Consider the following 20284-nt stretch of genomic DNA (forward strand, 5'->3'; position numbering starts at 1 on the left):
GCCCGGGCTCGCGTGAGCGGCCCGGGCGCCGGTGTGCTGGTCGTGTCCCGGTCAGGGGCGCGGGGTCGCCGCCCTGTCCAGCATGTCCCGCGCCACGGGGAGGACTTCGGCGCGGTCCTCGGGCACCACACCGATGCGGGTGCGGCGGTCCAGGAGGTCTGACTCGTCCAGGGCGCCCTCGTGGTGGACGGCCCACAGGAGTTCGGCGCGGGTGACGGGATGGCCGGGGAGCACCGGCTCGGCCAGGGCGGGGTCCTGCACGGCGAGGGCGTGGACCGCGACGGCCTCGGTGCCGTAGCGGCGGACCAGGCGGCGGGGTACGGGCAGCGCGCGCAGCCGTTCGGGGGCGGCGGCGCCGACCAGCGGCAGCGCGGCGGTGGGGGAGGGGGCCGTGCGCAGGCCCCGGGTCGCGGCGGCGGCGTCCACGGCGTCCTGTGCCATCCGCCGGTAGGTGGTGAGCTTGCCGCCGACCACGGTGGTGACACCGTCGGGGGAGGTCAGTACGGCGTGCCGGCGGGAGATGTCGGAGGTGCGGTCGGGTGAGCCGCCCGCGGACGTGTCGAGCAGCGGGCGCAGTCCCGCGAAGGCGCCGACCACCTCGTCCCGGCCGACCGGCGCGTCCAGGGCCGAGCCCAGCACGTCCAGCAGGAAGCCGATGTCGGTCTCGGGCACCTCCGGCACGTCCGGTATCCCGCCCTCGACCGGCTCGTCGGTGAGGCCCACGTAGACCCGGCCGTCCCCCTGCGGCAGGACCAGCACGAAGCGGTTGGTCTCCCCGGGGATCGGGATGTGCAGGCCGGCCGGCAGGGTGCCGAGCCGCTCCGAGCGCAGGACCAGGTGGGTGCCGCGGGACGGCCGGATCCGGATGCCGTCGGCGAGGGTGCCCGCCCACACCCCGGTGGCGTTGATCACGGCGCGCGCCCTGATCTCGCCCTCCTCACCGGTGAGTTCGTCCCGGACGCGGGCGCCCGTCCCGGTCAGCCGCAGCGCGCGCACCCGGGTCAGCACCCGGGCGCCGTGCGCGGCGGCCGTCCTGGCCAGGGCCGTCACCAGACGGGCGTCGTCGGTCACCTTGCCGTCCCAGGACAGCAGTCCGCCGCGCAGCCCGGCCGCGCGGACCGAGGGTGCCAGGTGCCGGGCCTCCGTCGCGGACAGCCGGCGCGGAGCGGGCAGGACCTGGCGCGGGGTCCGGGCGGCCAGCCGCAGCATGTCCCCGGCCCGGAACCCGGCCCATGCCAGCGAGGCCTGGGACCGGGACACCAGCGGGGTCAGCGGCAGCACGAACGGCTGGGCGGCCACCAGGTGCGGGGCCGTCCGGGTCATCAGCACCCCGCGTTCGACCGCGCTCTCGTGGGCGACGTCGAACTGCGCGGAGGCCAGATAGCGCAGCCCGCCGTGGATGAGCTTCGAACTCCAGCGGGAGGTGCCGAAGGCCAGGTCGTGGCTGTCCACCGCGACGACGTCCAGTCCGCGGGCGGCCGCGTCCAGCGCGACTCCGGCCCCGGTGGCGCCGAGCCCGACGACCAGGACGTCGACCGTCCGGCCGTCGGCGGCCTCGGCCAGTTCCCGGTGGCGCCGGTGTGCGCTCAGGGACGAGCCGGGCGCGGCCTCGGTGTGGCTCATGGCGTCAGGGTCCTCTCCAGGAGGGTGCGCAGCTCACCGAGGAACGCGGCGGAGTCCAGTTCCGGATCGTCCTCGTCGGTCATCGTGCGCAGGGACAGGGTGAAGGACTGCACGGTCAACAGCAGGGAGCGCGCCTGCCGTTCGGTGTGGCCGGGCCGTACGGACCCGTCCTTGTGGCCCTCGTCCAGCGCCTCGGCCAGCAGCGCCAGCAGCGCCTCCTGGCTCGCACCGCGCCGGTCGAGCACGTACGGCAGGAGCAGTTCCGGATCGACGTCGACGATCTTGCGGAAGAGCGGGTGGGCCCGGAACGCCTCGACCCCGGCCACGAGTCCGTCCACGATCCGGGCGCGCGTGCCGGTGCCGGGCGAGGGCTCCGGGATGGCCCGGGTGGCCACGTCGATCCACTCCCGCGTCATCAGGTCGCCCACCAGGGTCCGCAGGTCCGGCCAGCGCCGGTACAGCGTCATCCGGGAGACGCCGGCGCGGCGGGCCACGTCGGCGAGCGTGGTGCGCCGTACCCCGACGGCCAGTACACAGTCGCGTACCGCGTCGAGCACGGCGTCGTTGTCCGAACCGTTGCCCGAACCGTTGTGACGAATAGGCGTCATGTGTCACAGTGTAACGCCCCGGGGCCCGGACGGAAGCGGCCCGGCCCCGGAGGCGGCAGCAGAGCCGCGCGGACCGAGCGTCCCGACCGGCACACCGACCAGCACACCGACCTGTGAGGACGACCGTTCAATGGACATGCTGTGGAACGGCTGGGGCGACCCGGCCAAGGCGGCACCGCTGCCCGAGACGGTGACCGGGCTGCTGCGCGACCTGCTCGGTGTCAAGCCGCGCAGCACCCCCGCCCTCGCCCTGGAGGACATCCGCCCGCCCGCCCCCACAGCCGCCCCCGCCGCCCTGCGCGCCCTGGCCGCGGCCGTCGGCGACGAGCACGTGCGCACGGACGCGGAGAGCCGCGTCCGGCACACCCGCGGCAAGTCCACCCCCGACCTGCTGCGCCTGCGCGCCGGCGACGTCAGCGACGTCCCGCAGGCCGTCGTCCTGCCCGCCACGCACGACGAGGTCCTCGCCGTCCTGCGCGCCTGCGCCGCTCACGGCCTCGCCGCGGTGCCCTTCGGCGGCGGCACCTCGGTGGTGGGCGGACTCGCCCCGCAGCGCAGCGCGTTCATCGCCCTGGACCTGCGCCGCATGAACGGGCTGCTCGACCTCGACCCGGTCTCCCGCACCGCCGTCCTCCAGCCCGGCCTGCGCGCCCCCGAGGCCGAAGCCCTGCTCGCCGGACACGGCTTCACCCTCGGCCACTTCCCGCAGTCCTTCGAATGGGCCACCATCGGCGGCTTCGCGGCGGCCCGCTCCAGCGGCCAGGCGTCCGCGGGGTACGGCCGCTTCGACGAGATGGTGCTCGGACTGACCCTCGCCACCCCCGAGGGCACCATCGAGACCGGCCGCGCCCCCCGCTCCGCCGCCGGACCCGACCTGCGCCAGCTGATCCTCGGCTCCGAGGGCGCCTTCGGCGTCATCACCTCCGTCACCGTACGGATCCGCCCGCTGCCCGAGGCGCGGGTGTACGAGGGCTGGCGGTTCGGCTCCTTCGAGGAGGGCGCCGCCGCACTGCGCCGGCTCGCCCAGGACGGACCCCGGCCGACCGTGCTGCGCCTGTCCGACGAGACCGAGACGCTCATCGGCCTCGCCCAGCCCGACGCCATCGGCGCCGACCCGGCCCAGGGCGGCGCGGGCTGCCTGGCGATCGCCGGGTACGAGGGGACGGCCGAGGACACCGCCTACCGCCGCGAGCGGGCGGCGGCCGTCCTGACGGACTGCGGCGGCACCCCGGCCGGCGCCGAACCGGGCGAACGCTGGGCGCACGGCCGCTACTCCGCGCCGTACCTGCGCGACGCCCTGCTCGACGTCGGCGCCTTCGCCGAGACGCTGGAGACCGCGGCCTTCTGGTCCCGCGTCCCCGAGCTGTACACGGCCGTCCGCACCGCCCTGACCGACACCCTCACCCGGGCCGGCACCCCGCCCCTGGTGATGTGCCACATCTCCCACGTGTACGAGAACGGCGCCTCCCTGTACTTCACCGTCGTCAGCGCCCAGGGCGAGGACCCGGTGGCCCACTGGACGCCCGCCAAGCACGCGGCCAACGAGGCCGTGCTCGCGGCCGGCGGCACCATCTCCCACCACCACGGGGTCGGCACCGACCACCGCGACTGGTACGTCCGCGAGGCCGGCCCGCTCGGCGTCTCGGCCCTGCGCGCCGTCAAGCGCCGCCTGGACCCCGAGGGGCTGCTCAACCCCGGCGTCCTGCTGCCCACCGACTGACCCCACCCGATCCGACCGCCTGCCTCGGAGGCCCACCGATGCGCCAGTTCACCGCCGTCGTCAACCCCACCGCGGGCGGCTCCACCGGGGCGGCGACCCTGCTCCGGCTGGCCCGGCTGCTCCGCGCGGCCGGCGCCGGGCTGGAGACCGAGTACAGCCGGAGCCTCACCCACGCCCAGGACATCGCCCGCGCGGCCGGCGAGCGGGGCCGGATCGTCCTGGCCGTGGGCGGCGACGGCATCGCGGGCGGCATCGGCGGCGCGCTCAGCGGCACCGGGACCGTGCTGGGCCTCGTACCCGCCGGACGCGGCAACGACTTCGCCCGCGCGCTGGACCTGCCCGCCGAGCCGGAAGCCCTCGCGGACGTCCTGCTGCACGCCGAGCCCCGGCCCGTCGACACCATCGAGGTGGAGTCGGCCGTCCACCCGCGCACGGTGGTCCTGGGCAGCGTGTACGCCGGCGTCGACGCGGAGGCCAACCGGTACGCCAACGACGCGCGGCTGCTGCGCGGCGCCGCCTCCTACTACGCGGGCGGCCTGCGCGCCGTCACCACCTGGCGGCCGGCCGACTACCGGGTCACCGTCGACGGCGAGGAACACCTCCATCGCGGCTACACCGTCGTCGCGGCCAACTCCCCCTACTACGGCTCCGGCCGGCTCATCGCGCCCGGCGCGCGCGTCGACGACGGACTGCTGGACATCGTGCTGATCCGCGAGGCACCGCGCAGGCTGTTCTTCACCCTGATGAACGAGCTGAAGACCGGCGCCCACGTCCGCCGCCCCGAAGTACGCGTCCTGCGCGGCCGGGAACTGCGCATCGAGGCCGGCCGGCCCGTCCCCTACGGCGCCGACGGCGAGGTGGACGCCGTACTCCCGGTCACCGTGCGGGTACGGCCCGGAGACCTGCCGGTGCTGTACTGAGGCCCCGGCCCACCACCCGCCCGCCGTTCACGGCGGTAAACCCCTCGCTGCGCCGGTGGCGGGTGTGTCAGCCTGGTGATCATGCGCAGTGACGCTGATGCCCCGAGCCACCCCGTCAACCAGGCGCGGCGTCTCGCCGCGGAGTGTTTCCCGGACGCCTTGAGCGTGGTCCTCGCGGGCTCCGCTGCGTCCGGCCGCGTCACCACCACCAGCGACCTGGACGTCGCGGTCCTGATCGAGGACGGGGGTGAGACCCGCCGGGAGACTCTCCGATTCGAAGGACGGCTGGTCGAGTTGTTCCTCCACACGCGGGCTGGTCTCGCCGAGCTCTTCGCGGCTGACGCAGCCTCCCGTCGCGGCGTCATGCAGCGCATGTACGCCGAGGGACTGGTGCTGTGTGAGCGGGACGGAGCGGCCACCCGCATCAAGCAGCACGCCGAGGACGCGCTCCGTGAGGGCCCCGGCGCCCTGGCCTCCGCCACGGTCGAGAGCCGGCGCTACGTGCTCACCGACGCGCTGGACGACCTCGCCGACGCGGCTGACGTCGTCGAGCGCCTCGCCGTGGCCAACGTCGTCCTCGGCACCGCCGCCGACCTTCTCTTCGACCACCGCCGGGCATGGACCGGAAGCGGAAAGTGGCTTCCCCGCCGCCTGTTGGAGGCCGACCCCGAACACGGCGGAGCCCTCCTGGACGGCTACCGCCGCCTCTGCGAGAACGGCGAGCCGGAAGACTTCGCCGATGCCGCCATGGGAATCCTCACCCTCGTGGGCGGCCCCCTCCGCGAGGGCTACGCCCGAACGTGGCGCGCCGCCGCGGAGCCGGCCGCCCGCTGACTCCCGCAGCTGACGGCCCGGAAAACCGGGTGCGGTCGGCTGAGCTGGGCTGATAGGTAAGCGATGTGACAGAGTGTCTTGAGTATTCAGCCCTGCTGCAGCTGATCGACGAGCGGTCGGCCGCGTTCCGGAGTGCGGTTGCCGCCGCGCCCGGCCTTGACGCGCCGGTGCCGTCCTGCCCCGAGTGGACGTTGTTCGATCTGGTGCAGCACCTGGGTACGGGCCAGCGCTGGTGGGCCGCGATCGTCGCCGCGGGCCCGGCCGAGGCTCCGCCGGCCAAGGATGCCGCGGAGGCGCCCCGCGAGCTCGAGGCGCTGCTGGCCTGGTACGCCGAGTCGAACGAGCTGCTGCTGAGTGCGCTGCGCGAGGCCGGCCCGGAGCGCGAGTGCTGGGTGTGGTGGGGCGCCGGCGTGTCGCCGCCGAACGCCCGGGGCGTTGCCAGGCGCCGGGTGCACGAGGTGCTGGTGCACACCTACGACGCCCAGCTCGCCGCAGGCGCCGTGCAGCCGATGCCGGCGGACGTGGCGATCGACGGCGTGGCCGAGTTTCTCGACACCTGCAACTCCACCCCGGCGGCCTGGCCGCACGAGCCCGCCACCATCCACTACCACGCCACCGAGGGCCGCTCCTGGCTCCTCACGCTGGACGGCACCGGCGCCTGGCCCGCACCCCTCACGGACGACGCCGCGCCCGCCTCCGCTTCGGCCACGGGCACGGCCGAGCAACTGCTCCTCTTCGTCTGGGGCCGCCTCACGCTGGGCGACCTGAAGATCGACGGCGACCAGCAGGTGTTCGAGCGGCTGATCGCCTGGGAGCCCGAGGAGTAGCCATGCGAAGCCACTCCTTCTGCGCATCGCATCCGGTCTATTCGGCCCAGGCACGCTCCAGCAGGGCGCCGAAGGTGGCGGGCTCCCGCCCGATCAGCTCGGCGAGCGTCGGGTCCACGGCGGTGAACTCGCCATTCCGCGCCGCGGCGAAGATGCTCAGCAGCAGGTCGGCGATGGGTGCCGGGGTGCCGTGCGCCAGGGCCTGCTCGTGGAAGGCGTCGTCGGGGACGACGGTGCGGGTGAAGGGGCGTCCGGTGGCCTGGGACGCGATCTCGGCGATGGTGCCGAAGTCGAGCGCCGCCGCGCCGGTGAGCGGCGGGGTGGGCCCCTCGAAGCGGCCCTCCTCGACGAGGATCGCGGCGGTGGCCTCGGCGAGGTCGTCGTGGCCGGTCCAGGCAACGGGGCCGTCGGCGGGGAGGGCGATGTCGCCGGTGTGGCGGGCGGACTCCAGGAACAGCAGGGCGCTGGCCGCGTAGAAGCCGTTGCGCAGCGCGGTCCAGGGCAGGCCCGTGGAGCGCAGCAGGTCCTCGGTCCGGGCGTGATCGCGGCACGCCTGGAAGTGGGAGTCGTGGGCGGCGCCCATCTGACTGGTGTAGAGGATGCGGCCGACGCCGGCCTTCACGGCGGCGTCGATGGCGGTGCGATGGCCGGTGACGCACTCCTCGCCCGTGCGGTCGAGGGAGACGAGGAGCAGCTGCTCGGCCCCCTCGAAGGCGTGCACGAGCGAGGCGGGGTCGTCGAAGCTGCCCTGCCGGACACGGACGCCGCGGTCGGCGAGGTCCTGGGCCTTGCGGGGGTCGCGGACGCTGACGCCGACGCGGTCGGCGGGCACGCGCTCCAGGAGGCGTTCGACGGTGCGACGGCCGAGCTTTCCGGTGGCTCCGGTCACGATGATCATGGGTTCCCCCCACGTTGTTTCCAGTGGAATCATTCTTACGTTAACACCGGAATATCGCTGGAACCAAGTCCTCGATATCATTGGTTCATGGTCACGCGCGACACCACCGACAGCCCTCGCCGCCGCATCGTCGAGGCGGCCGTCGAGCTGCTGGAGAACGGCGGTCCGGACGCGGTGAGCACCCGTGCGGTCGCCGCCGCGGCCGGGATGCAGCCGCCGGCGATCTACCGTCTCTTCGGCGACAAGGAGGGTCTCCTCGAGGCCGTCGCCGAGCACGGCTACGCGCAGTTCCTGGAGAGCAAGCGCGCGCTGCTCGGTCTCGAACCTCAGGACGCGGTGGAGGACCTGCGCCGCGGCTGGGACATGGTGGTGGAGTTCGGGATCTCCCGCCCCGAGCTGTTCGCGGTGATGAACAGGGCCACCGGCCGGGGGGCGGACATGGCGCACCGCGCGGGCTTGGAGATCCTCCATGGCCGGGTGCGCCGGCTGGCGGCCGGGGGGTGGCTGCGCGTCGACGAGGAACTGGCTGCCCAGATCATCCAGGCCACCGGCCATGGTGCGGTCACCACCTGGCACTCCACCCCGGCAGACCGCCGCAATCCGACGCTGCTGACCACCCTTCGCGAGGCCATGGTCGCTGCCATCACGCGCGCCGAACCCACGGTCCCCGCCGCGGAGACCGGCCCCGCCGCGGCGGCCCGCGCACTGCGCGCCGCTCTCCCCGACGACGCCGATGTCCTGAGCGACGCCGAGCAGCACCTGCTGCGCGAGTGGCTCACCCGCCTTGCAGGGGACGGCGGCGCTCCACATGCCTGATCGCGCGGCAGGAGCCCTCGGACAGCTTGCGAGACGGCCGTGGTCTGCCGGCTGCCGAGTGAATCCCCGTCGACCGGGCGCCGCCTGACGCCGGACCAACTGCACCGGGCACCGACAGAGGAGACCGCCGGCACACCGTTGCCGGCCCCCGTGCGCTTACCTCCAGGGGCACACACCGGTGCCACGGCTCGGTGTGAACAGCCCTGTCCACTGGACCGACGTGAACCGCCGAACACCCCGGTCCGCTCAGCGACCCGCCCCCGTCTCGGACGGCGGCGCCAGGAATCGTTGCCGGTCGACGATCGCGCGTTCGATCTCGCCCGTCGCGACCACCCCGCCCGACCCGTCGACGGCCCGCACCGCGAAGGCCAGGCGGCGGCCCGCCGGGGCGGCGGTGGCGGGCTCGGCGGTCACCTCGATCTCCCCGCCCACCCGCGTGGCCCGCAGGTGCTGGACCCGCACCGCCGTACCCACGCTCGTCTGGCCCGCCCCCAGGAACGGCGCCGCGGCCCGCACGGTCGCCGCCTCCATCCACGCGATCAGCCGGGGCGTCGCGAGCACGGGCACGTCACCGCTGCCCAGCCGCACCGCGGTGTCGTCGTCGGTCACCTCGTACCGCATTCCACCAGGCTAGGGCTGTTCGCGGGTCCGCGGGAACCGGCGGTCTCCGCTTGCGGTGCCGTCCGCACGGGGTTTCAGTGAGTACTGACCCCGCGCAGACTCCCGTCCCGGATTGCTGCCCCCTCGCGCGCCAGGAGCCGTCATGTCGATGTCGTTCGGTGGGCCGTTCGCTTCGTCGGATTCGTTCAGCGAGCTGCTGAATCGATTCTTCGGGATGTCCCCGGCGTCCTCGCCCCCCGCGGTGCAGCGCGTCCCCATCGGACGGCTGCTGACGGAGTCGTCGCAGGAACTGCTGAACCTCGCCGCGCAGCGGGCCGCCGAGGACGGCACCTCCGACCTCGACACCGAGCACCTGCTCTGGGCGGCCACCCAGGTCGCCCCCACACGCCGGCTGCTCGCCCAGGTGGGCGTGGACCCCGACAGGGTCGCCGCCGAGTTGGCCAAGGTCCTGCCGCGTGAGTCCGGCGAGCCCTCCGCGCAGCCGGGCCTCACCCCGGCGGCCAAGCGCACGCTGGGGGCCGCCTTCGCCCAGTCGCAGGCGGCCGGCGTCTCCTACATCGGCCCCGAACACATCCTGAGCGCCCTGCTCGGCGACCGCGACACGGGTGCCGCCCGGATGCTGCGGGCCGAGGGCCTGGACACCGGGCGGCTGGCGGGCCTGACCGAACAGACGGCGGCGCGCGCCGAGGGGGCCCCGGCCGAGCGGAAGAAGCCGGCCACGACCCTGGACGAGTACGGCCGCGACCTGACGGAGGAGGCGAGGGCCGGCAAGCTCGACCCGGTGGTCGGGCGGGCCGAGGAGATCGAGCAGACCGTCGAGATCCTCTCCCGGCGCACCAAGAACAACCCCGTGCTGATCGGCGAACCGGGCGTCGGCAAGACCGCCATCGTGGAGGGACTTGCCCAGCGCATCGTGGCGGAGGAGGTCCCCGACGTCCTGAAGAACAAGCGGGTCGTCTCCCTGGACCTGTCGGGCATGGTGGCGGGCGCGCAGTACCGGGGACAGTTCGAGGAGCGGCTGAAGAAGGTCATCGAGGACGTCCAGGCGGCCGGCGGCGACGTCATCCTCTTCATCGACGAGCTGCACACGGTCGTCGGCGCCGGCGCCACCGGCGAGGGTTCCATGGACGCGGGCAACATGCTCAAGCCCGCCCTCGCGCGCGGGGAACTGCACGTGGTGGGCGCCACGACCATCGACGAGTACCGCAAGTACGTGGAGAAGGACGCCGCCCTGGAGCGCCGGTTCCAGCCGGTGATGGTCCCGGAGCCCACCGTGGAGGAGACGGTGCAGATCCTCGAAGGGCTGCGCGACTCCTACGAGGCGCACCACCAGGTCCGCTTCGACGACGCGGCGTTGGTGGCCGCCGCCGAACTCTCCGACCGCTACATCAGCGACCGCTTCCTGCCCGACAAGGCGATCGACGTGATGGACCAGGCGGGCGCCCGGGTGCGGCTGCGCAGCGCCGGACGCTCCACCGAGATCGTCAGCCGCGAGGACCGTATCGCCAAGCTGCGGCGGGAACTCGAACAGGCCGTGTCCGCCGAGGACTTCGAGAAGGCCTCGGGCCTCAAGCGGCAGATCGCCGAGGCGGAGGGCGAGCTCGCCGGCATCGAGGAGCGCCGCGAGGGCGTCGTCTCCGTCACCGCCTCCGACATCGCCGACGTCATCTCCCGTCGCACCGGGATCCCCGTCTCCCAACTCACCGCGAACGAGAAGGAGAAGCTGCTGCGGCTGGAGGAGGAGATGCACGCGAGGATCGTCGGCCAGGACGAGGCGGTCACCGCGGTCTCCCAGGCCGTACGCCGCAACCGCGCCGGCATGGGCGACCCGAACCGCCCCGTGGGATCCTTCCTGTTCCTCGGTCCGACCGGCGTCGGCAAGACCGAACTCGCCAAGACCCTCGCCGCCCTGCTGTTCGGCGAGGAGGACCGCATGATCCGGTTCGACATGAGCGAGTTCCAGGAGAAGCACACCGTCGCCCGGCTGGTCGGCGCGCCTCCCGGATACGTCGGCTACGAGGAGGCGGGCCAGCTCACCGAGAAGGTACGCCGCCAGCCGTACAGCGTGGTGCTGTTCGACGAGGTGGAGAAGGCCCACCCCGACGTCTTCAACACGCTGCTGCAGATCCTGGACGACGGGCGGCTGACCGACGCGCAGGGCCGCACCGTCGACTTCCGGCACTGCGTCGTCATCATGACGTCCAACATCGGCGCGCACCGGATCCTGGACCACAAGGGCGATGTGTCCGAACTCAAGGACGCGTTGATGGACGACCTGCGCGGCCGGTTCCTGCCCGAGTTCCTCAACCGGATCGACGACATCATCATCTTCCACGGCCTGACCGAGCACGACCTGGAGCAGATCCTGGACCACCTGCTGGACCGGAGCCGGCGCAAAGTGCACGCCCAGGGCATGGGCCTGGAGGTCACGGACGCGGCCAAGAGGCTGCTGATCGCGCACGGTTACCAGCCGGAGTTCGGTGCCCGCCCGCTGCGCCGCACGATCCAGGCCGAACTCGACAACCGCATCGCCTCCATCCTGCTCAGCGGCGAGGCCGAGCCCGGGGACACCATCGTCGCCGACGTCCGGGAGGACTCGCTGCACTGCTCGGTACGGCGGGGCGAGTCCGGACAGCCCGCGTGAAGGCCGGCGCGGCCCCGGGTGCCCCGGTCATTCCCCGATCGACACGACGACCGCCGTCGCCGGTCCGTCCGGGGTGTCGTAGTGCACGGTCTCCCCGGGCCGGCGTCCGATCAGTGCGCGCCCGAGCGGGCTGTCGGCGGTGACCAGCATCTGGTCCAGCGCCTCGGCGACCTCGCCGATCTGCAGGGTCTCCGTCGCGCCGTCGGAGAAGCGCACACCGACCGTGCTGCCCACGCCGACCACGTCGGTGGGGGCGGGCCCGGCCTCCGCCGCCTGGCGGAGCCGTACGGTGATGTCCTCGATACGGCGGTCCAGGCGCTCCAGCTGGTCGGCGCGCCGCAACTCGTCGGCCTGGTCGGCCTGATCGCCCACCGAGGCCGCGTCCCGAAGCGTGCCGGCGACCAGCCGGCGCTCGGCCCGGAGGTCGGTCAGTTCCTGCTCCAGCGCCCGGCGGGCCTGGGCGCTGATCGGCTCCGGATCACCGGTCATGGCGTCTGCTCCTCTGCGCGCGGACGGGCAGCCGGATGGAGTAGGGAAAAATCCGGCATTCTGCATCATAGTCAGGGGAGTAGTCGGAGCCCGGCTCCGGTGGAGTGGCGGGGAATGCGGGGATATCGTGCTTATGTCCCCGGACGGAGCCGATCGTGCTCCGCTCACTGCCGCCAGGAGGTGCCCATGTCCTCGAAGCGACGTCGGAAGAAGAAGGGGCGGCGCAAGCACGCGGCCAACCACGGGCGACGCCCGCAGTCCTGACACACACTCCTCTACGGGAGAAGGGGGGGGCGACTGAGGGGGGCGGCTCGTCAGCCCTCCAGGGCGTCGCCGACGCTGGGGTAGCAGGGGAGCAGGGGAGTGAGGCCGACGATCTCCAGGGTGCGCAGTACCGGCCTGCGCACGCCTGCCAGCCGTAGCCAGCCCGTGGGGGCGTGGGCCTGGTGGCCCGCGATGAGCACGTTGATGCCGCTGGAGTCCATGAACGGCACGCCGCTCAGGTCCGCCACGGTGCGTGCCCCGTCGGGGTCCGCCGGGGTGAGCGCCCGACGGAGGGCGCCGGAGGTGTGGTGGTCGACCTCGCCGACCACCGTGACGACGGTGACACCGTCGACGACCGACCGGGTGACCGACAGCCCGTCCGGTTCCGCCTGTTCGTTCGTGTCTGCCGCGCCTGCCGTGTCTGCCACGTGATCCTCGTCCACGCTCGCCCGATCCTTGCCCAGAGCTTTCCTCTCCGGGAGGCTGCCCAGGATCGCACGGAGGATGCCGGTCGGTCGCCCCGGGGCTCCCGCGACACCCGGTGAATTCCCTGCAACCTCTCACGCCTCTCGTGTGTCCAGTACATGACGACCGGGCCGTACCGGGCCCGGCCGCCGGCTGGTGGCATGCCGAGGTGCATACCCCTGTGCATACCGAAGAGGAGATTCACCGTGCGCTCACCCCTCCGTTCCACGGCGGCGGCCGCGGCCGCCGCAGCGATCGGTATCGGCGTTCCCGCCCTCGCCGTTCCCGTGGCGCACGCCGAGGAACTCGCCCCCGACCTGGTGATCTCCACCCTCCCGACCGCCTCTCCCAAGCCGGGCGAGATCTACGACCACGCCGTCACCGTCACCAACAAGGGCACGGCGCCCGCGGCCCACGTCACCTTCCGGATCCGGCTGACCCGCGGCCTGGACTTCCCGGACCAGGTCAAGGGCTGCACCTACACCACCCTCGCCGACCGCGTCCGCCAGGCGCTGTGCGAACTGGACACGCGTGTCGAACCGGGCGCCTCGATCACCACGCCGGTCCGGTTCAAGGCCCTGCCGCAGGCCCTGATGGAGGCCGTCGAGTACGGAACGGGCCGCACCGGCGAGACACCGGGGGAGGGCTTCGGCGACAGCTACCGGCGGCTGGCCCTGACCGCGGACAGCACCGCAGACCTGGCGGCGGAGGGGGACCTGGTGGAGGGCGCGCCCGGCAGCCGGGTCACGGTCACCGCGACGCTGCGCAACCACGGCCCCGGCTGGATCCGTGACGAGGAGAGCGACGACCAGCCGGCCCTGCTGGTGCGCATCCCGCAGGGAACCGTCGCCAAGGAGGTGCCCGAGGACTGCGAGCCGTTCGGCACCGACGGGCCGACGGGCCCCTCGGAGCCGGGCCACGCACGGTACGTCTGCCGGCCCACCGACCGCACCATCGAGGTCGACCAGTCCCTCGACTACACCTTCGTCCTGGAGATCGGGAAGACGGCACGCGACACCAAGGGCCGGGTGACGGCCAGTTCGGTGTACGGCATCCACCCCGCGTTCGACAAGAACCCGGCCAACGACACCGCCTACCTCGCCGTCGACGTCACCGGCAGCGAGGACCCGGGCACCAGCACCGCCGGCGGAACCACGACCGGCGGCGGCACCGGCAGCGGCGGCTCCGGCACCGGAGGCGGCGGCGACCCGCACGGCCAGTCGACGGGCGGCTCCGGCACGACGGGAACGACCGGTACGGCGGGCACGACCGGCACCACGGGCGCGACGGGCACGACGGGTACGTCCGGGGGCACCTCCGGTACGACGGGCACCTCGGGGTCGGCGGCCACCGGTTCCACGACCTCCGGTTCCGGCACCGCGACCGGCGGCACCCTCGCGAGCACCGGCAGCGACGGCATGCCGCTCCTGGCCGCCGGCGCGGTGGGCGCGACGGCCCTCGGCGGCCTCGTGCTGGTCGCCGTACGCCGCCGGAGCGGCGGGAAGTGACCGGTGGCTCCCGGCCCCACCGGGAGCCACCGGCCGGCCGCGCCGCCCCGCCCCGCCCCTTTCCATGCTCCCTACCCCCGCAGGAGAACACCTGTCCCACACCACCCGGTGAAGGGGTGCTTCTTGACGGCCGTACGCGCCACCGCGCTCGCCACGGCGCTGCCCTCCTCCGCGATCAACTCGTACAACGCCACGCCCGCGCCCGAACGCACCGAGGTCGGCGCGCTCGTGGCCACGTGGAACGACGACAGCGACCCGGCGACCCCGGACCGCGTCGACTGGGTCTGCTCCGGCACCGTGATCACCAACTAGCGAAATCGGAGGCTGGGTTGTCAACCAAAGGACCATCGGTGCATCCGCCTGGTGGCTGACGCCTCGCCGTGTCCCCGCTGCCTAGGGTCACTGGTGATCATTTCGTTCTTGGGTTCGAGAGGGGGGCGCTGGTGTTCACGGCGCGATCACTGACGTGGCCCAGCAGGTCCGCGGTGGCGGCCCTGGTGGCCGGGACTTTCCTGGTGGGATGCACGGTGTCGGCGGGTCGGACGGACCGGCAGGCGGAGGGCGGCAGGGCAGGCGCGTCGGTCGACCTGCTGGCGGGTCACGACTGGAGGCACTTCGCCGGTGCCCAGGTCACCTCGGGCAGCGTTCACATCACACCGCTCGACCGCAGAATCGTCAGGCAGGACGGCTCGGGAGGACAGCCCAACCCGCCCGTCAACCTCCGGGGTCCGAGATTGCTGGTCACGGATGACTTCGAGGTGTCGGCGGAGTTGGCCGGGACCGGGGACGCCCCGGCCTACCTCCAGTTGTACGGGGAGGTTCCCGTGGTCTATGACGAGTGGCGGCAGGAGCGGCCCAGTGTGCGGCTGGGCGTGGTCGGGGGCGCGCTGGAGGTCGCGCTCTGGGACGGCACGACGGCGAAGCCGGCGGTCACCAGGCACTTCGGCGCAGAGGTGCCCGCCGATGCCACGGTGACGGTGCGGCGGACCGGCACGGCTCTGCGGTTCCAGGTGGGGGACCGGACGGTCGGCAGCCTGCCCGATCCGGGTGTGTTCCGGTCCGGGCAGGTCTGGTTCGGCGCCGACGCGGGAAAGGGCGGTCCCGGCTGGGATCTCGAGGGGCTGCGGGCACGGGCGTTCGGCGGCGGTACGGTGCGGGTCGCGGACGCCCCTGCGCTCGCCCAGCGGCACGACGACCCCGGCGCGCTGCGCAGCCTGGCCGCCGGACGGGACCGGCCGCTGCCGATGGGCGCGGCTGTCGCCGGCGGCCCGCTGTTCACCGACGACGGCTACCGGGCCCTGGTCGCGGGCCAGTTCTCGATGCTCACCCCGGAGAACGACATGAAACCCCAGTTCGTCCATCCCCAGCCGGACGTCTACGACTTCACCGAGGCCGACTCGCTGATCGACTTCGCCGCGGCCAACGACATGCAGGTGCACGCCCACACGCTGGTGTTCGGCGAGGCGCTGCCGCGGTGGATGCGCCAGGTCCCGCCCGCCGGACTGGAGAAGGTGATGACCGACCACATCACCAGAGTGGTCGGGCACTTCCGCGGCCGGGTGGCCGAGTGGGACGTCGTCAACGAGCCCCTGTCGCCCGACGACTCCGACTTCGTCGACGGCAAGCCCGGACTGCGCCGCCACATCTGGGAGAAGGCCATGGGCGAGCGGTACATCGACACGGCGTTCCGGGCGGCCAGGGCGGCCGACCCCCGCGCGAAGCTCTTCCTCAACGAGTTCGGCCTCGAAGAGGATGGCGACCGGTGGGAAGCGCTGCTGAGCCTGGTCAAGCGGCTGAAGCAGCGCGGTGTCCCGATCGATGGTGTCGGTTTCCAGTCGCACATCCACGAGACCGGCGACCACGTCGACGCCGCCGTTTTCGCTGCCCACGTCAAGGCTCTGGCCGACCTGGGCCTGTCCTCCAGGGTCTCGGAGATCGACGTACACGGCGACGACACCGACGCGCAGGCCCAGCAGTACTCCCTGGTCCTGAGGGCGTGCGCCGACGCGCCGAGCTGTAGTTCCTACGGCACCTGGGGAGTCACCGACCGCTACGGTTCCACGGCGGAGGAAGACAGCTATCCGCTCGAGCCGGGCGACGAACTGCTCTGGGACGTCAGGCTGCGCCCCAAGCCCGCGGTGGAGGCCCTCCGCGACGCGCTGGCAGGCTGACCCGTCGCGACGGACGCGGGGACGGCCCAGGCCGGAGCGGATGCGACGGCATGGTTTCATGCTCATCATGCGACAACTGCTCCGGCCGCCGCACCCGCTGTGGAAGGTGGTCCGCGGCAGCGCGCCGACCTTGGTGGTCCTCCTGATCGGCGTACCGCTCGCCGCGGGCGACCCCGACGTCGGCCCGACCGGCCGGACCGGTGTGAATGCCGCGCTGATGGCCTTCGGCGGGCTGGCGCTGGCATTCCGCGACCGCGCGCCGCGGGCCGTCTTCCTCGCGGCGCTTCCCGCGGGTCAGCTCCCCCTGGCGGTCGCGCTCCACACTGCGGCTGCGCGCCGGTTGCGGACGTCGACCCTGCTGACCATGGCCGTGACATCGGCGGTCCGGCTGACGATTCCCTTCAGCTTCTCGGACCTGGCCGACTGGTCAGGACGGGCGGCCCTGGCCGAGGACCCGATCGTCTTCGGCGCGTTGCCGTTGCTGTTGGGTGTGACCGCCGCACTCAGGTCGTCGCAGATCGACGCCTTGTCGGAACAGGCCCGGAGGCTCGAGGCCGAGCAGACCCTCGCGCGGGAGCGGGCGGCGACGGTTGAGCGCAGCCGGCTGGCCAGAGAGATTCATGACGTGGTCTCCAACCGGGTGGCACTGATCGCCCTGCACGCAGGGGCCTGTCTGCACTCCGGCGTGGACGATCCCTCCACGGTCCGGACTGAACTGGAGATCATCCGTGGACTGGGCGACCAGGCCCTCGGTGAACTCCGCTCCATGCTGGGAGTGCTGCCGGTCGACGCTGTCGAGCCACCCTCGCTGAAAGGCCTTTCACACCTTGTCGAACAGTCCCGCGCCGCGGGGATGGACGTGCTGCTGACGGTGACCGGGCCGCTGGAACCGGCCGATTCCGCCGTGGAACACGCCGCCTACCGCATCGTCCAGGAGGCGCTCACCAACGCCCACAAGCACACCCGGGACGCACGCGTCCACGTCACGGTCACCCCTGCCCTCGACCACCTGGAACTGCTGATCTCCAACACCGCCGGATCTCCCGATGCCGTCGCTCCCTCCGCAGGCGGCCGTGGCATCGCGGGAATGCGCCGCCGGGTCGAGGAGCTGGCGGGCGAGTTCTCCGCCGGGCCCACCGACGAGGGCGGCTTCGCGGTCCGCGCGATACTCCCCGGCACGGCGAGGAACCAATGATCCACCTGGTGGTCGCCGATGACGAGGACCTGGTGCGCGCGGGGCTGCGGCTGCTGCTCAGGGCCGAGGACGACATCGAGATCGTCGCCGAGGCGGCCGACGGCGCCGCCGCGCTCGAGGCCGTACGTCTGCACAGGCCCGACGTATTGCTACTCGACCTACACATGCCAGGCCTTGACGGTCCAGGAGTGCTGCGAGCCCTGCGGCAGGAGGAACGGCCGCCCAGCGTACTGGTCCTCACCGCGCTGGACGGTGACGAGCACATCTTCACGTGCCTGCGAGCGGGGGCCGCCGGATACCTGCTCAAGTCCGCCCGACCGACCGAGCTCGTGCACGGCATCATGGCGGCAGCGGCGGGCGACGCGGTGCTGTCGCCTGCGGTGGCCGGCCGGGTCGTCGCGAGGATGCTGCGGCAGGAGGCGGCCCTCAACGGCCACGCCCCCGATGACCGCGAGCGACTGCTGGCCACCCTCACCGCCCGCGAACGAGCGGCACTCGGTCTACTGGCGGCAGGCATGTCCAACGAGCAGATCTCCGGAGAACTGGGCCTGTCCCTCTCCACCGTCAAGACCTACGTCAGCCGCCTGACCACTAAACTGGGCGTGTCCAGCCGCCTCCAGGCAGGTCTGCTCGCCCACCGCCTGGGTCTGCTCGACGACCCGGCCCCATCAGCCCGTGGCGGATAGGCACGGACATGATGATCAAGGACCCAGACCGCTACGCCACGTTCCGGCTGGAGTTCGGCACGGTCCTCAAGGAAGGACTGATCTTCTCCCGGTTCACCCCCGCTCTCGGCAAGGGCACGTAGACTCCCGCTTCCCGGGCCGCGCCGAGCGGATGCGCCTGCGCCGAACCGGGCCGCCTGTGAATCGGGTGTGCATCTGCGCTGTTCGGACGACGTGTTTGCTAGATTGCGCAACTACGCAATCGAGCGCTGGTGCGACCGTTCAGGGGAGTGGGAGATGAGCGACCCGTGGGACGGGCCGGCCGGCCAGGCCACGCGCAGCCGCGGCGCGCAGGTTCCCGGTCAGCGCGGAGCCGAGCCGGACGGCGCGCGTCCGCCGGGCGGCCGCGCCGCGGCCCGGGTCGCCACACGGGCGCGCGGCGGCTCACGGACCCGGCGAAGGGGCCGCCCGGCGGGCCGCGGCAAACGGTTCCTGAAGATCGCCGGTATCTGCCTGTCGGTCCTCATCGTGGTCACCGCCGGCGCGGGCTGGTGGTTCTACCAGCACCTGAACGGCAACATCCACAGCGTCTCGCTGGACGGCAAGGGCGGCACGGAGAAAGCCGACGCCTTCGGCCGCACCCCCATCAACATCCTCGTCATGGGCTCGGACGGCCGTACCAGCGCGACCGACTGCAAACTCGGCGGCGGCTGCGCGAAGACCGGGGTGCAGACCGGCAGCAACGCGGACGTGCAGATGGTGCTCCACATATCCGCCGACCGCTCCAACGCCACCGTGATGAGCATCCCCCGGGACACCATGACCAAGGTGCCGGCCTGCAAGGACCGTGAGACCGGCCGGTCCACCGCCGGCTACTACGGCCAGATCAACAGCGCGCTCCAGTACGGCCCCGCCTGCCAGGTGGCCACGGTCCACCGGCTCACCGGCATACCCGTCGACCACTTCGTCAAGCTCGACTTCTCCGGCGTCGTGAAGATGTCCGACGCGGTCGGCGGCGTCTCCGTGTGCGTCAGCGACGACGTCTACGACACCTACTCGCACCTGAAGCTCTCCCAGGGCACCCACACCCTCAAAGGCGTCGCGGCCCTGGAGTTCGTACGGTCCCGGCACGGCTTCGGCGACGGCAGCGACCTCGGCCGTACGATCTCGCAGCACATCTTCCTGAGCGCGATGATCCGCAAGTTCAAGAGCGCGGGCACGCTCACCGACCCCACCGCGGTCTACCACCTCGCCGACGCCGCCACCAAGGCCCTGACCGTGGACGACGGCCTGGGCACCGTGAAGAAGCTGATCGCGCTCGCGGACGACGTGAACAAGGTCCCGACCAAGCGGATCACCTTCACCACCATGCAGACGGCCCCCGATCCGGCCGACAGCGACCGGGTCGTGGTGGGCGCCGGCGCCCGGTCCCTGTTCTCCACGATCGCCGACGACCAGCCCCTGACCACCGGCTCCGGCAGGAAGTCGGCGGCGGCCTCGGTGACCGCGAAGGCGACGGCCACCGCCTCCGCCGTACCCGCCGCGCGCATCACGGTGACCGTGGAGAACGGCACCACGGTCACCGGCCGTGCCTCCGCAGTCGCCACCGCCCTCACCGACAAGGGCTTCAGCCCGGGCACCACCACGGCGAACGCCCCGAGCCCCGCGGCGAGCACCACGCTCACCTACGGCGCCGGCCACAAGCCTGAGGCGCAGACCGTGGCCAAGGCACTCGGCCTGCCCGCCTCGCACCTGAAAGAGGGCACCGGCCCGGGCCTGACCCTCGTGATCGGCGGCGACTGGCCCAGCGGCAACAGCTACCCGGGCGGCGGCTCCGCGCCCGCGCCCGCCGACACCAAGGCCGCCGTCGGGGGCGCCCACGCCTCCACCGCCGACCAGGCCAAGACCTGCGCGAAGGTCAGCCCGTACAAGACGGTCAGCATCGACGGCGTCGCCATGACCCCGGCCCAGGCGTACGCGGCGGCGCGGAACAAGCCCGACTCCGACGCCTGAGCG

The 20284-nt window shown here is 72.9% G+C and carries 18 protein-coding genes; 12 read left to right on the forward strand and 6 right to left on the reverse strand.

Annotation, left to right across the window (positions count from 1 at the left end):
• Positions 1-51: 51 nt before the first annotated feature.
• Positions 52-1623: a glycerol-3-phosphate dehydrogenase/oxidase gene (locus ABZ923_RS10305; RefSeq protein WP_361469313.1), complete on the reverse strand. Its 1572-nt coding sequence runs from the start codon at positions 1621-1623 to the stop codon at positions 52-54.
• Positions 1620-2231, reverse strand: coding sequence for a TetR/AcrR family transcriptional regulator (locus ABZ923_RS10310; RefSeq protein ID WP_361469315.1), 612 nt, complete (start codon positions 2229-2231; stop codon positions 1620-1622). The genes ABZ923_RS10305 and ABZ923_RS10310 overlap by 4 nt, the downstream gene beginning before the upstream one ends.
• Before the next feature lie 130 nt (positions 2232-2361).
• Here ABZ923_RS10310 and ABZ923_RS10315 point away from each other — a divergent pair, with 130 nt between their 5' ends.
• From ABZ923_RS10315 to ABZ923_RS10330, 4 genes are all read left to right on the forward strand, one after another.
• Complete coding sequence (locus ABZ923_RS10315; RefSeq protein ID WP_361469318.1) at positions 2362-3951, forward strand: FAD-binding oxidoreductase; 1590 nt, start codon at positions 2362-2364, stop codon at positions 3949-3951.
• A 38-nt stretch (positions 3952-3989) separates the two neighbouring features.
• The gene (locus ABZ923_RS10320; protein WP_361469321.1) at positions 3990-4871 is read left to right on the forward strand and encodes a diacylglycerol kinase family protein; all 882 of its coding nucleotides are present in this window, start codon (positions 3990-3992) and stop codon (positions 4869-4871) included.
• An 81-nt stretch (positions 4872-4952) separates the two neighbouring features.
• Positions 4953-5705 carry a nucleotidyltransferase domain-containing protein gene (locus tag ABZ923_RS10325; protein ID WP_361469324.1) on the forward strand — a complete coding sequence of 251 codons (753 nt, stop codon included), beginning with the start codon at positions 4953-4955 and terminating at the stop codon, positions 5703-5705.
• Positions 5706-5770: 65 nt separating this feature from the next.
• Entirely contained in the window at positions 5771-6532 is a 762-nt protein-coding gene (locus ABZ923_RS10330; RefSeq protein WP_361469325.1) for a maleylpyruvate isomerase family mycothiol-dependent enzyme, read from the forward strand.
• Between the two features lie 37 nt (positions 6533-6569).
• On the opposite strand, the gene ABZ923_RS10335 is transcribed toward ABZ923_RS10330, so the two are convergent.
• The gene (locus tag ABZ923_RS10335) at positions 6570-7430 is read right to left on the reverse strand and encodes an SDR family oxidoreductase (protein WP_361469328.1); all 861 of its coding nucleotides are present in this window, start codon (positions 7428-7430) and stop codon (positions 6570-6572) included.
• An 87-nt stretch (positions 7431-7517) separates the two neighbouring features.
• Here ABZ923_RS10335 and ABZ923_RS10340 point away from each other — a divergent pair, with 87 nt between their 5' ends.
• Positions 7518-8246 carry a TetR/AcrR family transcriptional regulator gene (locus tag ABZ923_RS10340; protein ID WP_361469331.1) on the forward strand — a complete coding sequence of 243 codons (729 nt, stop codon included), beginning with the start codon at positions 7518-7520 and terminating at the stop codon, positions 8244-8246.
• 246 nt (positions 8247-8492) lie between these two features.
• Here the strand turns inward: ABZ923_RS10340 and ABZ923_RS10345 are convergent, their stop codons facing one another.
• On the reverse strand, positions 8493-8867 hold the full coding sequence (locus ABZ923_RS10345; protein ID WP_361469334.1) for a hotdog domain-containing protein: 375 nt from the start codon (positions 8865-8867) through the stop codon (positions 8493-8495).
• Positions 8868-9009: 142 nt separating this feature from the next.
• On the opposite strand from ABZ923_RS10345, the gene ABZ923_RS10350 reads away from it, so the two are divergent.
• Positions 9010-11511, forward strand: a complete 2502-nt coding sequence (locus ABZ923_RS10350) for an ATP-dependent Clp protease ATP-binding subunit (RefSeq protein ID WP_361469337.1) — start codon at positions 9010-9012, stop codon at positions 11509-11511.
• Positions 11512-11538: 27 nt separating this feature from the next.
• On the opposite strand, the gene ABZ923_RS10355 is transcribed toward ABZ923_RS10350, so the two are convergent.
• The gene (locus ABZ923_RS10355) at positions 11539-12000 is read right to left on the reverse strand and encodes a GreA/GreB family elongation factor (RefSeq protein ID WP_361469339.1); all 462 of its coding nucleotides are present in this window, start codon (positions 11998-12000) and stop codon (positions 11539-11541) included.
• Between the two features lie 314 nt (positions 12001-12314).
• A complete protein-coding gene (locus tag ABZ923_RS10360) occupies positions 12315-12692 on the reverse strand; it encodes an STAS domain-containing protein (RefSeq protein WP_361469340.1) in 378 nt (125 codons plus the stop codon).
• Positions 12693-12935: 243 nt separating this feature from the next.
• Here ABZ923_RS10360 and ABZ923_RS10365 point away from each other — a divergent pair, with 243 nt between their 5' ends.
• The 6 genes from ABZ923_RS10365 to ABZ923_RS10390 all read left to right on the forward strand — a co-directional run bounded on the left by ABZ923_RS10365 (position 12936) and on the right by ABZ923_RS10390 (position 20281).
• Positions 12936-14237, forward strand: a complete 1302-nt coding sequence (locus ABZ923_RS10365) for a hypothetical protein (protein WP_361469343.1) — start codon at positions 12936-12938, stop codon at positions 14235-14237.
• Positions 14238-14360: 123 nt separating this feature from the next.
• The gene (locus ABZ923_RS10370; protein WP_361469346.1) at positions 14361-14549 is read left to right on the forward strand and encodes a hypothetical protein; all 189 of its coding nucleotides are present in this window, start codon (positions 14361-14363) and stop codon (positions 14547-14549) included.
• 131 nt (positions 14550-14680) lie between these two features.
• Positions 14681-16408 (forward strand): endo-1,4-beta-xylanase, encoded by a 1728-nt coding sequence (locus tag ABZ923_RS10375; RefSeq protein WP_361469348.1) that lies wholly within the window; start codon positions 14681-14683, stop codon positions 16406-16408.
• Between the two features lie 106 nt (positions 16409-16514).
• Complete coding sequence (locus ABZ923_RS10380; protein WP_361469351.1) at positions 16515-17603, forward strand: histidine kinase; 1089 nt, start codon at positions 16515-16517, stop codon at positions 17601-17603.
• Positions 17600-18289, forward strand: a complete 690-nt coding sequence (locus ABZ923_RS10385) for a response regulator transcription factor (RefSeq protein WP_361469354.1) — start codon at positions 17600-17602, stop codon at positions 18287-18289. Before ABZ923_RS10380 ends, ABZ923_RS10385 begins: the two co-directional genes overlap by 4 nt.
• A 276-nt stretch (positions 18290-18565) precedes the next feature.
• On the forward strand, positions 18566-20281 hold the full coding sequence (locus ABZ923_RS10390; RefSeq protein ID WP_361469357.1) for an LCP family protein: 1716 nt from the start codon (positions 18566-18568) through the stop codon (positions 20279-20281).
• Positions 20282-20284 lie beyond the last annotated feature (3 nt).

It is taken from the genome of Streptomyces sp. NPDC046881, assembly GCF_040645015.1.
In the GTDB taxonomy this organism is placed as follows: Bacteria; Actinomycetota; Actinomycetes; order Streptomycetales; family Streptomycetaceae; genus Streptomyces.

Bases quoted from the DNA above. Each gene is read 5' to 3' on its own strand.
- ABZ923_RS10305 (WP_361469313.1), bottom strand. From the start codon at position 1,623: ATGAGCCACACCGAGGCCGCGCCCGGCTCGTCCCTGAGCGCACACCGG.
- ABZ923_RS10310 (WP_361469315.1), bottom strand. From the start codon at position 2,231: ATGACGCCTATTCGTCACAACGGTTCGGGCAACGGTTCGGACAACGAC.
- ABZ923_RS10315 (WP_361469318.1), top strand. From the start codon at position 2,362: ATGGACATGCTGTGGAACGGCTGGGGCGACCCGGCCAAGGCGGCACCG.
- ABZ923_RS10320 (WP_361469321.1), top strand. From the start codon at position 3,990: ATGCGCCAGTTCACCGCCGTCGTCAACCCCACCGCGGGCGGCTCCACC.
- ABZ923_RS10325 (WP_361469324.1), top strand. From the start codon at position 4,953: ATGCGCAGTGACGCTGATGCCCCGAGCCACCCCGTCAACCAGGCGCGG.
- ABZ923_RS10335 (WP_361469328.1), bottom strand. From the start codon at position 7,430: ATGATCATCGTGACCGGAGCCACCGGAAAGCTCGGCCGTCGCACCGTC.
- ABZ923_RS10340 (WP_361469331.1), top strand. From the start codon at position 7,518: ATGGTCACGCGCGACACCACCGACAGCCCTCGCCGCCGCATCGTCGAG.
- ABZ923_RS10345 (WP_361469334.1), bottom strand. From the start codon at position 8,867: ATGCGGTACGAGGTGACCGACGACGACACCGCGGTGCGGCTGGGCAGC.
- ABZ923_RS10350 (WP_361469337.1), top strand. From the start codon at position 9,010: ATGTCGATGTCGTTCGGTGGGCCGTTCGCTTCGTCGGATTCGTTCAGC.
- ABZ923_RS10355 (WP_361469339.1), bottom strand. From the start codon at position 12,000: ATGACCGGTGATCCGGAGCCGATCAGCGCCCAGGCCCGCCGGGCGCTG.
- ABZ923_RS10385 (WP_361469354.1), top strand. From the start codon at position 17,600: ATGATCCACCTGGTGGTCGCCGATGACGAGGACCTGGTGCGCGCGGGG.
- ABZ923_RS10390 (WP_361469357.1), top strand. From the start codon at position 18,566: ATGAGCGACCCGTGGGACGGGCCGGCCGGCCAGGCCACGCGCAGCCGC.